9 protein-coding genes are annotated in these 13,418 nt (G+C 62.5%); 4 read left to right on the top strand and 5 right to left on the bottom strand.

Annotated features, from left to right (window positions below):
* Positions 1 to 51 precede the first annotated feature (51 nt).
* Both FB598_RS17970 and FB598_RS17965 read right to left on the bottom strand, forming a co-directional pair.
* The gene (locus FB598_RS17970) at positions 52 to 582 is read right to left on the bottom strand and encodes a chromate transporter (protein ID WP_141917320.1); all 531 of its coding nucleotides are present in this window, start codon (positions 580 to 582) and stop codon (positions 52 to 54) included.
* Positions 579 to 1,277, bottom strand: a complete 699-nt coding sequence (locus FB598_RS17965; protein ID WP_141917322.1) for a chromate transporter — start codon at positions 1,275 to 1,277, stop codon at positions 579 to 581. Before FB598_RS17965 ends, FB598_RS17970 begins: the two co-directional genes overlap by 4 nt.
* A 109-nt stretch (positions 1,278 to 1,386) precedes the next feature.
* On the opposite strand from FB598_RS17965, the gene FB598_RS17960 reads away from it, so the two are divergent.
* A complete protein-coding gene (locus FB598_RS17960; protein WP_141917324.1) occupies positions 1,387 to 2,313 on the top strand; it encodes a LysR family transcriptional regulator in 927 nt (308 codons plus the stop codon).
* 298 nt (positions 2,314 to 2,611) lie between these two features.
* On the opposite strand, the gene dcd is transcribed toward FB598_RS17960, so the two are convergent.
* Positions 2,612 to 3,181, bottom strand: a complete 570-nt coding sequence (gene dcd / locus FB598_RS17955; RefSeq protein ID WP_141917326.1) for a dCTP deaminase — start codon at positions 3,179 to 3,181, stop codon at positions 2,612 to 2,614.
* 22 nt (positions 3,182 to 3,203) lie between these two features.
* Here dcd and FB598_RS17950 point away from each other — a divergent pair, with 22 nt between their 5' ends.
* The gene (locus tag FB598_RS17950; RefSeq protein ID WP_255463957.1) at positions 3,204 to 4,436 is read left to right on the top strand and encodes an HNH endonuclease; all 1,233 of its coding nucleotides are present in this window, start codon (positions 3,204 to 3,206) and stop codon (positions 4,434 to 4,436) included.
* 44 nt (positions 4,437 to 4,480) lie between these two features.
* Here the strand turns inward: FB598_RS17950 and hrpA are convergent, their stop codons facing one another.
* Both hrpA and katG read right to left on the bottom strand, forming a co-directional pair.
* On the bottom strand, positions 4,481 to 8,503 hold the full coding sequence (gene hrpA / locus FB598_RS17945; RefSeq protein ID WP_141917328.1) for an ATP-dependent RNA helicase HrpA: 4,023 nt from the start codon (positions 8,501 to 8,503) through the stop codon (positions 4,481 to 4,483).
* A gap of 312 nt (positions 8,504 to 8,815) precedes the next feature.
* On the bottom strand, positions 8,816 to 11,068 hold the full coding sequence (gene katG, locus FB598_RS17940; RefSeq protein ID WP_141917331.1) for a catalase/peroxidase HPI: 2,253 nt from the start codon (positions 11,066 to 11,068) through the stop codon (positions 8,816 to 8,818).
* A 388-nt stretch (positions 11,069 to 11,456) separates the two neighbouring features.
* Between katG and FB598_RS17935 the strand changes: the two genes are divergently transcribed.
* Positions 11,457 to 12,677 (top strand): helix-turn-helix domain-containing protein, encoded by a 1,221-nt coding sequence (locus FB598_RS17935; RefSeq protein WP_141917334.1) that lies wholly within the window; start codon positions 11,457 to 11,459, stop codon positions 12,675 to 12,677.
* Between the two features lie 60 nt (positions 12,678 to 12,737).
* Positions 12,738 to 13,394, top strand: a complete 657-nt coding sequence (locus FB598_RS17930; protein WP_141917336.1) for a hypothetical protein — start codon at positions 12,738 to 12,740, stop codon at positions 13,392 to 13,394.
* The last annotated feature ends 24 nt before the right edge of the window (positions 13,395 to 13,418 follow it).

Below are 13,418 nucleotides of genomic sequence, written 5' to 3'. Positions count from 1 at the left end.
GATGGTTCTATTTTGATGGTTCTAATAATAAGAACCTGTTCAAACAGGTTCTTAGAACGAACCGAGATAGAAATACCCGGCCAGCGCGCCGCCGAACAGCAGCCACAACGGATGGATCTTGGTCTTCAACGCGATGACGGCGGTGGCGGCGGTGATCGCGGCCAGGAAACCATGGGTGATCGAGGCCTGGGCGATCAGCAAGGCGCTGGCCGCCACCAGTCCGCCGGTCACCGGCAACAGGCCGGCCTGCACATGGCGGCGCCACGGCTTGTCCTTGAAACGCTCCCACATGTGCAGCATGATGATGGTGATCAGCGAAGACGGGCCGAACTTGGCGAAGGTGGTCACCAGCATTCCCCAGAAGCCGGCCACGTGCCAGCCGACCAGGGTCACCACCATCAGGTTGGGGCCGGGAGCGGCCTGGCCCAGCGCGAACAGCGCGCTGAAGTCTTCGGCCGACATCCAGTGATGGACTTCCACCACTTGGCGCTGCATCTCCGGCAGGATGGTGTTGCCGCCGCCGAAAGCCAGCACCGAGAGCTGGGTCATGATGACAGCCAACGCAATCAGGGTCTGGCTCATTTCGCGCCCTCCTTCGCCGTTTCCTTGCCCACGGTTGCCTTCTCCGCCGCAACTTGCGGCTTGGCGGAGAACCTATCGCCGTAGCGCGCCGTCAGCAGCACGCTGATGGGCGTCATCACCAGCATCACCCACAGCAGCGGAATCCGCAAGAAAGCGATCGCCACGAAACAGACGATGGCCACCGCCGCCAGCACCAGGTTCTTGCGCAGCGGCAGCGCGATCTTCACCGCCATCTGGATCAGCAGGCCGGCCGCCGCCGCGGCCAGGCCGGCGAACAGGTGCTTGACGTTGGGATCGTGCTGGTAATGCTGGTAGATGATGCCCAGCACCACCACCACCGCCGAGGGTACCGCGATCAGCCCGAAGATCGCCGCCAGCGCGCCCTTGACGCCGCGGAATTTCATGCCCAGCGCCACCGACAGGTTGATGATGTTGCCGCCCGGCAGGAACTGGCACAGGCCAAGCAATTCCACGAATTCGGCTTCGGACAGCCAGCGCCGGCGCTCGACCACCATTCGGTGCGCCAGCGGCAGCGCGCCGCCGAAAGCGGTCATGCCCAGGCCGAGGAAGCCCAGGAACAGTTCTTTGGAAGTGGGTGGGGTGAAGCCTGCCGTTTGTCCACCCTGCGCATTGTGCGCATCGGGTGCATCGGTTACGGCCGCGGCGTTGGCCTGGGTATGTTTGGAAGTGCTCATGTTCATCTCGCAATGCTGCTGCGGCGCCATTGCCGCACGAATGAAAGGCTACTCCCGGGGAGGGTTTTTGTCTAATATATGTCAGATACTCAATCCATATTTAACCGATATGTCACCACACATCGATTTGCGCCTGCTGCGCTACTTCATCGCCGTGGCCGAAGAGGGCCACCTGACCAAGGCCGCCCTGCGCATCGGCATCCAGCAACCGCCGCTGTCGCAGCAAATCCGCGTACTGGAGAAAGAACTCGGCGTGACCTTGTTCAACCGCATGCCGCGCGGCATGGAACTGACCGAAAGCGGCGCCGCCCTGCTGGACGATGCACGCACCATCCTGGCGCAGGTGGATGCCACGGTGGCCGGTGTACGCCGCATCGCCCAGGGCAAGATGGGGCGCATCGCGGTCGGCTTTACCGAATCGGCGTCGCTGCACCCGTTCGTGCCGGCCGTGATCCGCGCCTTCCGCGCCGCGGCGCCGGATGTAGCGCTGACGGTGGAAGAAACCAACACCGCCGAGCTGGTCGAGGCGATCCGCAAGAAGCAGCTGGACCTGGCCTTCGTGCGCTCCCCGGTGGGCGACGCCACCGGCATCGTGATGGAAACCGTGCTGGTCGAAGAAATGGTGGCCGCCCTCCCCGCCGACCATCGACTGGCAGGCAAGGGCCACAAGAAGAGCATCGCGCTGTCGGCACTGGCCGATGAATCCTTCATCATGACGCGCCGCCCCAGCGGCCCCGGCCTGTACGACACCATCATCGCCGCCTGCCGCAGCGCCGGCTTCAGCCCGCGCGTGACGCAGGAGGCGCGCAAGAACCTGTCGACGCTGAGCCTGGTCGCAGCCGGCCTGGGGGTCGCGGTGATTCCGGCATCGATGATGCGCATCAGCGCCGAAGGCGTGACCTATCTCAAGCTCAACGATGCGCCGGCGCTGAAGGCGCCCCTGCACCTGGCCTACCGCGAAGGAGAAATCGGCGGCGCGGTGGCGCTGATGCGCAGCGAAGCCCTGAAGCTGAGCGCGGCGCAGAAAAAACGCTAGCCTGGGGACGCTGCTGAAACGACAAAGGCCTCCAAGCGACGTAACGCCGTTCAGTCAAGGCTAATTCTGAGGTATTCATCAGAGCCCGTTCGGGCTGAGTAGGCCCGCCAAGGCCGTATCGAAGCCAGCGCAGCGTGCCAGCATTCCCGGTCTTGCCGGCCCTTCGATACGCTGCTGCGCAGCTACTCAGGGCGAACGGAGTCTGAACTGCACAAACAAAAATGCCGTTCAGCATTTAACTGAACGGCATTACTCCAAGCGGAGGCCCTTTCCTGACCCTGATTGCCCAATCGGACGTTCAGGTCTTGGGCAGCGTCACGCCATGCTGGCCCTGGTACTTGCCGCCACGATCCTTGTACGAGGTTTCGCAGATTTCATCGCTCTCGAAGAACAGCACCTGCGCGCAGCCTTCGCCGGCGTAGATCTTGGCTGGCAGTGGCGTCGTGTTGGAGAACTCCAGCGTGACGTAACCTTCCCACTCCGGCTCAAAAGGCGTGACGTTGACGATGATGCCGCAGCGCGCGTACGTCGACTTGCCCAGGCAGATCGTCAGCACGCTGCGCGGGATGCGGAAGTACTCTACGGTGCGCGCCAGCGCGAAGGAATTCGGCGGGATGATGCAGACATCGCCCTTGAAGTCCACGAAGGACTTCTCGTCGAAGTTCTTGGGATCGACGATGGTGGAATTGATGTTGGTGAAGATCTTGAATTCGTTGGCGCAACGGATATCGTAGCCATACGACGACGTGCCATAAGACACGATCTTGGCGCCATCGACGGAGGTGCGGATCTGGCCCGGCTCAAAGGGCTCGATCATGCCCTGCTGCTCGGCCATGCGGCGGATCCACTTATCTGACTTGATAGACATGGTGTTTTGACAATCTCTGAAGATGCGTGATTTTACGCGAAAAACCAGAGTAAATTACGGCATCGCGTCTTACTTATATATCAGCGTACCTAAATACATCATGAGGCAATGCATATATTGCTACGGGTTGATTAATGAAAAGCAAATCTCCCTTGAGCACACAATTCCGCAATTTCTAGGAGGAGCCTATGCCCCAGATAGGTTCAAGACGTACAACGTATGCCGCCAATGTAATAACAATTTAGGATTATTTGTAGATGCAAGTTTTGAAAAAGATTGGCGCGTATCACAGTCGCTATCACTTTGCGCTCATAAGACCTATTCGCCTGAAGATGACGTTGGTCTTCCACTCCTCTGCATGGGAGTGGTGAAAGATCTAGCTGTTCCAGAAATTCAGGCCGAAGAAGTATGCGAATCATGGCTTGGCCCATCAGGTGAACAAATTTACTGGATCAGACCTAAAGACGAAAATCTCTATTGGTATAGCGGAGGCAATCCCATCACCACAAAATCAGTCAAGACCCGAGCATATTTCATGTTCTCTCAACGTACTACCACGAATACTAGAAAAACGTTATTAGCATTTAGAGATTCGTTCGCCAGCAGAAAAAGGGTAAAAAAGATTTGTTGTTCAATAGTTGAAGGTTTCGATATGAGTCAGATCGGATTTGCGAAGCCAGACGATATTGATGCCAGAAGAGCTGAATTCTTTCTTCGAGAGAGGCTGCAAGGTGATCCTTTGCCAATTCAATTCTCTTCAAATATAAACTTCGATACTCGATTCTTGGCCAAACTGGCAATTGGAATTGCCTCTTCCTTATTTGGAGAAAAAACGCTACAGACGACCTATCGGAAAGAATTGCAAAAGGCCTTACATCTCCGTCCTGATGATCCTATGCCAGCAATTAATGGAATTCCCGATCTCCAAAGGATGAAGGATCCAATCTTTGAGCAAATCATGGGCAGTGAAGGGTTTGTCACTATCTGCATGACAGCTCTCAAAGAAGGTATCAGTATCAATCTAAACATCAATGCCAATATGAATTGGGTCATCAAATGTGCTGACTATGCAGATCTTTCTGAGGAAGACATTCAAAGGTTAGGATTTGGCTTGGTATTAGTCTTATCGAAACAAAAGAAAAAATGCGTAGAACTTCCCTTAATTGACTACATTGCCCACAAAATTGGGAGCGTACGCCATCCAGCACTTCACGCTCTTGAAATATCTGCTAGTACCAATACTGCCGGAGGATAAGTAAAGTCAATTAGCCAACACAAAAGCTCCGAATCTATTTTTCTTCACCGCTGCATGCTCTCCCACACCTTCTGCAGCCGCTTGACCGACACCGGCATCGGCGTCTTCAACTCCTGCGCATAGAGCGATACGCGCAACTCTTCCAGCATCCAGCGGAATTCGGTCATCTTGGGGTCGGCGCGTCCGGCGCGCTCTTTCAGGCCGCGCTGGTAAGGCAGCGCCACCTGGTTCCATTCGGCCAGCAGGCGCGTATCGCGCGCGGGGTCGGCGCGCAGCTTGTCCAGCCGTACGTTGATGGCTTTCAGGTAACGCGGATAGTGCGTCAGGTTGGCGTAGTCGGTCTCGGCCACGAAATGCTTGCCGACCAGCTGCGCAAGCTGGGACTGGATATCGGCCGCCGCCTGGGCATGCGCCTTGATGCCCTGCAATTTTTTGGGCAGCGAGTGGTACTCGGCCAGGATCTGGCCGGCCAGGCGCGCGATTTCATTGACCAGCAGGCCCAGGCGCGCCTTGCCTTCCTCCTTGCGCTTGTTGAACTCGTCGGCATTCTTCGGCAACGGGTCTTGCAGGAAGGCGCGCTCCAGGCCGGCATTGAGGATCTGGTCGCGCAATTCCTCCTGCGTTCCCAACGCCATGAACTGCATGCCCATCTGCTGCAGGCCGGGAATGTTCTTTTCCAGGTACTTCAGCTGTTCCTTCATCTGCAACGCGAACAGGCGGCGCAGGCCTGCATAGTGGAAGCGCGCCGCTTCGGCCGGGTCGTCGAACACTTCCAGGTCGCAATGCGTCTTGCGGTCCACCAGCGCCGGGAAGCCGATCAGCGTCTGCGCCTGCTTGCCGGCGCCACGCGTGATTTCCAGCAGTTCAGGCAATTCGCCGAAACTCCAGCCGGTCAGGTTGCTGTACTCGCCGGATGAAACAGGCGCGGCAGCGGCGGACGGCTTGGCTGCGGCACCTTGTGCCGGCTTTGCAGATTGCGGTACGTCGTTGCCCTCGTCCTCGTCGCGCGGCGCAATCGCCACCTGCTCGGCCAGCTTCTGGAACTGCTGGCGCGCCTGGCCGCCGAATTCGGCTTGCAGGGCGGCGAGATTGCGGCCCATCTCCAGTTGGCGGCCATGCTCGTCGACGATCTTGAAATTCATCGCATGGTGCGCCGGCAGCGTCTCCTGCTTGAAGTCGCTGGGCTTGACCAGGATGGTGATCTGCTCGCGGATGTCGGCGATGATGGCATCGATCAGGTTGCCGCGGCCGAAGATCTTGCGCTCTTCCATGCGCTCGCAGAACTTGGCCGCATAATCCGGCAGCGGCACGCAGTGGCGACGCAGCTTTTGCGGCAGCGATTTCAGCAGCAGATGCACCTTTTCCTTCAACATGCCCGGCACCAGCCATTCGCAGCGGTCGGCCGACACCTGGTTGAGCGCATACAGCGGCACGGTCAGCGTCACGCCATCACGCGTGGCGCCCGGCTCGAAATGGTAGGACAGCGCCATCGCGATGCCGGCCACGTTCATGGTCTTGGGAAACAGCTCGGTGGTAACGCCGGCCGCCTCGTGGCGCATCAGGTCGTCGCGGTTCAGGTACAGCAGCTTGGGATCGGCGGCGGTGGCCTGCTTGTGCCACTTCTCGAAATCGACGCCATTGCAGATCCCGGCCGGGATCAGCTTGTCGTAGAAGGCGATGATCAGTTCATCGTCCACCAACACGTCCAGGCGGCGCGACTTGTGTTCCAGGTTCTCTATCTCGCGCACCAGCTTCTGGTTGTGCGCGAAGAACGGCGCCCGGGTATCGAAATCGCCGCCCACCAGCCCGTCGCGGATGAAGATCTCGCGCGCCTCGTCCGGGTTGATGTTGCCGTAATTGATGCGACGCTGGCTGTACACCACCAGGCCGTACAAGGTGGCGCGCTCGGAAGCGGTGACCTGCGCGGCGCGCTTTTCCCAGCGCGGTTCGCCCCAGGATTTCTTCAGCAGGTGGCCGCCGATCTTTTCCAGCCATTCCGGCTGGATATTGGCCACGCAGCGCGCATACAGGCGCGCGGTATCGACCAGCTCGGCCGCCATCACCCAGCGGCCCGGCTTCTTGGTCAGGTGCGAACCCGGCCAGATATTGAATTTGATGCCGCGCGCGCCCAGGTATTGGGCATCGTCTTCCGACTTGAAACCGATGTTGCCGAGCAAGCCCGTCAGCAACGCCAGATGCAACTGGTCATACGTCGCAGGCGCTTCGTTGAGACGCCAGCCCTGCTCCTTGACGATGGTCAGCAACTGCGAATGGACATCGCGCCATTCGCGCAAGCGCAACTGCGAGAGGAAGTTCTCGCGGCAATGTTCCTGTAGCTGGCGATTGGACTTCTTGTGCGCGATGGCGTCTTCGAACCACTTCCAGATCTTGAGGTAACTGGCGAATTCGGACTTCTCATCGGCGAATTTCTTGTGCGCGTTGTCGGCCGCGTTCTGCGCGTCCATGGGCCGGTCGCGCGGGTCCTGCACCGACAGTGCGGCGGCAATGACCAGCAGTTCGGTCAGGCAGGCGTTGTCGCGCGCAGCCAGGATCATGCGGCCTACGCGCGGGTCCAGCGGCAACTTGGCCAGCTGCTTGCCCAGCGACGTCAGGCGGTTGACGCCATCCTGTTCTTCCACCGCGCCCAGTTCCTGCAGCAACTGATAGCCGTCGGCAATCGCGCGGCCCAGCGGCGGCTCGATGAAGGGGAAAGTTTCGACATCGGTCAGGTGCAGCGACTTCATCCGCAAGATGACCGAAGCCAGCGAAGAACGCAGGATTTCCGGCTCGGTGAACCTGGGGCGCTGCAGGAAATCCTGTTCGTCGTACAGGCGGATGCACACGCCTGCCGCCACCCGGCCGCAACGGCCGGCGCGCTGGTTGGCGGCCGACTGCGCCACCGGCTCGATCTGCAATTGTTCGACCTTGTTGCGGTAGCTGTAGCGCTTCACACGCGCCAGCCCGGCATCGACCACATAACGGATGCCCGGCACCGTCAGCGAAGTCTCGGCGACGTTGGTCGCCAGCACGATGCGGCGCGCGTTGCTGATCTTGAAGACGCGCTCCTGCTCCTGCGCCGACAGGCGCGCGAACAGCGGCAAGATCTCCACATGCGGCGGATGGTGCTTGCGCAGCGCCTCGGCGGCGTCGCGGATCTCGCGCTCGCCGGGCAGGAACACCAGCACGTCGCCGGAGCCGATGCGCGCCAGTTCGTCGACCGCATCCACCACCGCATCCATCAGGTCGCGCTGCTCGCGGTCTTTCTGCGCCTGCGATGCCCGGCCTTCGGCGCGGGCGCGCGCCTGCGCCACCTCGGCGCTGACCTGGCTGGCGCCGCTGCGGTCGGCATTGTCGATCGGACGGTAACGGATCTCCACCGGATACAAACGGCCGGAGACCTCGATCACCGGCGCCGGCACGATCTCGGGCCCCTGCGCGCCTTTGACTTCGCGGCCGAAGTGGCGGGCGAAGCGGTCGGCGTCGATGGTCGCCGAGGTGATGATCACCTTCAGGTCGGGACGCTTGGGCAACAGCTGCTTCAGGTAACCGAGCAGGAAATCGATGTTGAGGCTGCGTTCATGCGCCTCGTCGATGATGATGGTGTCGTACTGGCGCAAGAGCGGATCGGTCTGGGTCTCGGCCAGCAGGATGCCGTCGGTCATCAGCTTGATCCAGGCCCCCTTGGACAAGGTGTCATTGAAACGCACCTTGTAGCCGACCAGTTCGCCCGGCGGCGAATTCAACTCCTGCGCAATGCGCTTGGCGGTCGACGAAGCCGCGATACGGCGCGGCTGCGTGTGGCCGATCAACCCTTTTTCACCGCGCCCGAGCTCCAGGCAGATCTTGGGAAGCTGGGTCGTCTTGCCGGAACCGGTCTCGCCGCTGACGATGATGACCTGGTGCTGCCGCAGCGCCTCGGCGATTTCATGGCGGCGGCCGGAAACCGGCAATTCCTCCGGGAACGTGACCGGCGGCAAGGGATTGCGCACGGCAGGCGGAACATCGGGGCGGGCCGCCCGTGGCGGCTTGCCGGAAGGGGCTGGAGTGGAAGGCTTGGTAACGGACATGAGGCCGACATTATACCTGCGGCAGCCCGCCCGGTCAGGCTGGAAGCGCCTGCCGGGACTGCCGGCGAATGCTTTCGCGGATTTTCCGCGGCTTATACCTGCATAGGAGTTTCCCAGGTCTGTCCAAAGAGGCAATAACGATCAGATGGTATGCCAGATAGCGCACTACTTCCGGATCGAGGCATGGCAGCATGGGTTACCCGTTTCACCATCCGTTTCCTCCAAAAAAAACGGCGCATCTTCCGACGCGCCGCTGTTTCCCTGCAAAGGGAAGCCGGAAATTCCGGCCCTCCCCCTATTCACATCATCACATCACTTCAGGTCGAAACGATCCAGGTTCATCACCTTGGTCCATGCCGCCACGAAGTCCTGTACGAACTTCGCCTGGGCATCGGCGCTGGCATAGACTTCGGACAAGGCGCGCAGCACCGAATGCGAACCGAACACCAGGTCGACCCGCGAACCGCTCCACTTCACCGCGCCGGTCTTGCGGTCGCGCCCTTCGAACTCGGTGGCCGCGGGCGTCGTCGCTTTCCATACGGTGCCCATGTCCAGCAGGTTGACGAAGAAGTCGTTGCTCAGCACGCCCGGGCGCTGCGTGAAGACGCCGTTCTTGCTGCCGCCGGCATTGGCGCCCAGGACGCGCAGGCCGCCTACCAGCACGGTCATTTCCGGCGCTGTCAACGTCAGCAACTGCGCCTTGTCGATCAGCAGGTCTTCGGCGCGCACCGCGAAGGGCTTCTTCAGGAAGTTGCGGAAGCCGTCGTAGATCGGCTCCAGCGGTTCGAACGATGCGGCATCGGTTTGCGCCTCGGTCGCGTCGGTACGGCCGGGGGCGAACGGTACGACGATGTTCTGCCCCGCGTCCTTGGCCGCCTTTTCCACCGCGGCACTGCCGGCCAGCACGATCAGGTCGGCCAGCGATACCTTCTTGCCGCCGCCCTGGGCATTGAAGTCGGCCTGGATGGTTTCCAGCGCCTTCAACACCTTGGCCAGTTGCTGCGGCTGGTTCACGGTCCAGTCCTTTTGCGGGGCCAGGCGAATGCGTGCGCCATTGGCGCCGCCGCGCTTGTCGCCGCCGCGGAAGGTCGAGGCCGAGGCCCAGGCGGTGGATACCAGTTCAGGCACGCTCAGGCCCGACGCCAGCACCTTGGCCTTGAGCGCCGCCACGTCCTGATCGTTGATCGGCGCATGGTCCGCCTTGGGCAGCGGATCTTGCCAGATCAGTTCCTCGGCCGGGACTTCGGGGCCAAGGTAGCGGGCGCGCGGGCCCATGTCGCGGTGGGTCAGCTTGAACCAGGCGCGGGCGAAGGCGTCGGCGAACTGCTCCGGATGCTCGTAGAAACGGCGCGAGATCTTTTCATACGCCGGGTCGAAACGCAGCGAGAGGTCGGTGGTCAGCATGGTCGGCAGGCGCTTGCCGTTGCCCTGCGGGTCGGGGATGTCCGCCTGCGCCCCCTTGGCGACCCATTGGTGCGCGCCGGCCGGGCTCTTGGTCAGTTCCCATTCGTACTTGAACAGGTTCTCGAAGAAGTAGTTGCTCCACTTGGTCGGGGTCTGGGTCCAGGTCACTTCCAGGCCGCTGGTGATGGCGTCCTGGCCGGCGCCGCTGCCGAAGCTGCTCTTCCAGCCCAGGCCCTGCTGTTCCAGGCCGGCGCTTTCCGGTTCGCTGCCGACGTGCTTGGCGTCGCCCGCGCCGTGGGTCTTGCCGAAGGTGTGGCCGCCGGCGATCAGGGCCACGGTCTCTTCGTCGTCCATCGCCATGCGGGCGAAGGTTTCGCGGATGTCGTGCGCGGCGGCGAGCGGGTCGGGGTTGCCTTCCGGGCCTTCCGGGTTGACGTAGATCAGGCCCATCTGGACCGCCGCCAGCGGGTTTTCCAGGTTGCGGCCGGCCGGTTCGGTGCGGTCGGCTTCCTCGCCGTGGCGGTCGGGGTCGGCGGTGATCTCGCCCAGCGGGCTGCCGCCCTTGCCCTTGCCGTAGCGGTCGTCGCCGCCCAGCCAGGTGGTCTCGGTGCCCCAGTAGACATCGAGGTCCGGTTCCCAGACGTCTTCACGCCCGCCGGCGAAACCGAAGGTCTTGAAGCCCATGGTTTCCAGCGCGACGTTGCCGGTCAAAATCAGCAGATCGGCCCAGGAGATCTTGTTGCCGTATTTCTGCTTGATCGGCCACAGCAGGCGGCGCGCCTTGTCCAGGCTGACGTTGTCGGGCCAGCTGTTCAACGGGGCGAAACGCTGCTGGCCGCGTCCGGCGCCGCCGCGGCCGTCGCCGATGCGGTAGGTGCCGGCGCTGTGCCAGGCCATACGGATGAACAGCGGGCCGTAGTGGCCGAAGTCGGCCGGCCACCAGTCCTGCGAATCGGTCATCAACCGGGCCAGGTCTTTCTTCAGCGCGGCCAGGTCGAGGCTCTTGAATGCTTCTGCGTAATTGAAGTCCGATCCCATGGGGTCGGACTTCGACGAATGCTGGGCCAGCAGATCCAGGCGCAACTGCTTCGGCCACCAGTCGCGGTTGCTGGTGCCGCCACCGGCGGTGTGGTTGAAGGGGCACTTCGCTTCGTTTGACATTGCGATCTCTCCTCTTAATCGATCCAGCTAGTGCGGTGTTCGACGTTTGGCGGTTCTATGTGCCGCCAAGCGTCGAACGCTGCGCTAAAGTCACCATGCCCGGACCAGGATACGGGCATGTTTCGGATGGTTGCGTTGCGGATCTGGGCATCCTGCTCCGCGCGGCAACCCTGTCGGACGAAATGCTGGCTGCGTAATGCGACGGCTTGATGACGCCGCCGATTCCGTTGCCTTGACTTCAATTTCGTCGCGTCCTGGTCAGTTGTTCAGTAGAGCGATTAATATAAAGCATTAAAACAAGATTGTTGATTGTCTTTTTTTATCAACCTATTCGAGCATCCCAATCTCCCTCGCGGCATTCCCCGCACCCCAGTGTATTCTGCATGCCATGGATTCGCTCATCTCTGCTGCCGCACGCGCCCTGGCCACCGGCGACGCGCTGGGTGCGCTAAAACGCGTCGCCCTGCGTGAAGACCCGCCGGCGCTGGCCTTGCGCGGCATCGCCATGGCCCAGTTGGGCGAACACCCGCTCGCCCGCGCCTTGCTGCGGCGGGCCGCGCGCGGTTTCGGCGCCCGGGAAGAACTGGCGCGCGCCCGCTGCATCGTGGCGGAGGCCGAAGTAGCGCTGGCCGAGCGCGACCTGGCCGGATCGCCGCGTCCGCTCAATAGCGCGCTGGTCACGCTCGAAGCCCATGCCGACCATGCCAACGCCTTGCAGGCGCGGCTGGTCGCCACCCGAAAATTGCTGCTGCTGGGCCAATTGCAGCAAGCCGGCGCCATGCTGGCGCAGCTCGATCCGCAAGCATTGCCGTCGCCGCTGGCGGCGCTAGCCTCCCTGCTACGCGCCGAGCTGGCGCTGCGTTCGTGGCGCATCCAGGCTGCGCGGGAGGCATTTGCGCAAGCGCAGGATGCGGCGGCACGCTCGGGGATTCCCGCCCTGTCGGCAGAAGTGGCAGAAGCGCGCACCGCGCTGGAACGTACGGCAGCCAGACGGCTCGCCCCTGGGGGCGAGCAAGCCTTGCGCATCGACGAAGTGGCCGCCCTGCTCGCTTCGGACGCGCTGGTAATCGACGCCTGCCGCCGCAGCCTTGGCGCCGGCCCCGTCCAACAACCGCTGGCGCGTCGCCCGGTGCTGTTCGCCCTGGCGCACGCGCTGGCGGCGGCGTGGCCCGGCGACGTCACGCGCGAAACCTTGATCGAACGGGCTTTCCATACCCGCGCCCCGGACGAGACGCACCGCGCCCGCCTGCGCGTGGAAATCGGCCGGCTGCGGGCGCTCGCCAAAGGGCTGGCGCGCATCGATGCCACGCCCCGGGGCTTTGCCCTCCAGCCGGAAAACGCACGCGAACTGGTGCTGCTGGTCCCGCCCTTCGACGGCGACCAGGCCGGACTGCTGGCCTTGCTGTCGGATGGTGCGGCCTGGTCGACGTCGGCCCTGGCGCTCGCCCTTGACACCAGCCAACGCACCGTGCAACGCGCCCTGGCCGAGCTGGAAGCGCAACAGCGCGTGCGTTGCATCGGCCGCGCGCGCACCCGGCGCTGGCTGGCTCCGCCGCTGGCCGGATTCACGACAATCTTGTTACTCCCCGCTGCGCTGGCCATCGGATAAAGTACTTTCACGGCGCCGATATGCAGCGCAGATGGAAAAAACCGAGAACGAGGAGCGACGATGAGCAGCAAGGAAACATCCCCAGTGACCGCACAAGCCGCCGAGATCGTGCGCGAATACGGCCCCTTCCCCGGCGTTGCCGCCGTCCATGGCGTCACCTGGGACGGCCGCCGCATCTGGGCCGCCACCGGCGCCAGGCTGGTCGCCATCGATCCTGGCAGCGGCGAACCGGGACGCGCGCTGGAATGCCCCTGCGACGCCGGCACCGCCTTCGACGGCACCTACCTGTACCAGATCGCCGAACAGCGCATCGACAAGATCGACCCGGCCAGCGGCGCCGTGGTGGCCTCCATCCCCGCGCCCGGCAACGGTCGCGACTCCGGCCTTACCTGGGCCGAAGGCAGCTTGTGGGTGGGCCAGTACCGCGACCGCAAGATCCACCGCATCGATCCCGACACCGGCGCCATCCAGCGCACCATCGAATCCAAGCGCTTCGTCACCGGCGTGACCTGGGTTGACGGCCAGCTCTGGCACGGCACCTGGGAAGGCGAGGAGAGCAGCCTGCACCGCGTCGATCCCGATAACGGCGACATGCTGGAAGAGTTGCGCATGCCCACCGGCACCGGGGTGAGCGGACTCGAATCGGACGGCGCCGGGCTGTTCTATTGCGGCGGCGGCAGCAGCGGCAAGCTACGCGCGGTACGCCGGCCCAAGTAATCGGCGCGGGCGTTCGCCCGCAGC

This window comes from Herbaspirillum sp. SJZ106, assembly GCF_006715495.1.
Lineage (GTDB): Bacteria > Pseudomonadota > Gammaproteobacteria > Burkholderiales > Burkholderiaceae_D > Herbaspirillum.
The sequence above is the reverse complement of the archived record's forward strand: the minus strand, read 5'-3'. Positions and strand labels throughout refer to the sequence as shown.

Bases quoted from the DNA above. Each gene is read 5' to 3' on its own strand.
- FB598_RS17930 (WP_141917336.1), top strand. From the start codon at position 12,738: ATGAGCAGCAAGGAAACATCCCCAGTGACCGCACAAGCCGCCGAGATC.
- dcd (WP_141917326.1), bottom strand. From the start codon at position 3,181: ATGTCTATCAAGTCAGATAAGTGGATCCGCCGCATGGCCGAGCAGCAG.
- FB598_RS17935 (WP_141917334.1), top strand. From the start codon at position 11,457: ATGGATTCGCTCATCTCTGCTGCCGCACGCGCCCTGGCCACCGGCGAC.
- hrpA (WP_141917328.1), bottom strand. From the start codon at position 8,503: ATGTCCGTTACCAAGCCTTCCACTCCAGCCCCTTCCGGCAAGCCGCCA.
- FB598_RS17970 (WP_141917320.1), bottom strand. From the start codon at position 582: ATGAGCCAGACCCTGATTGCGTTGGCTGTCATCATGACCCAGCTCTCG.
- katG (WP_141917331.1), bottom strand. From the start codon at position 11,068: ATGTCAAACGAAGCGAAGTGCCCCTTCAACCACACCGCCGGTGGCGGC.
- FB598_RS17965 (WP_141917322.1), bottom strand. From the start codon at position 1,277: ATGAGCACTTCCAAACATACCCAGGCCAACGCCGCGGCCGTAACCGAT.
- FB598_RS17950 (WP_255463957.1), top strand. From the start codon at position 3,204: ATGCGTGATTTTACGCGAAAAACCAGAGTAAATTACGGCATCGCGTCT.
- FB598_RS17960 (WP_141917324.1), top strand. From the start codon at position 1,387: ATGTCACCACACATCGATTTGCGCCTGCTGCGCTACTTCATCGCCGTG.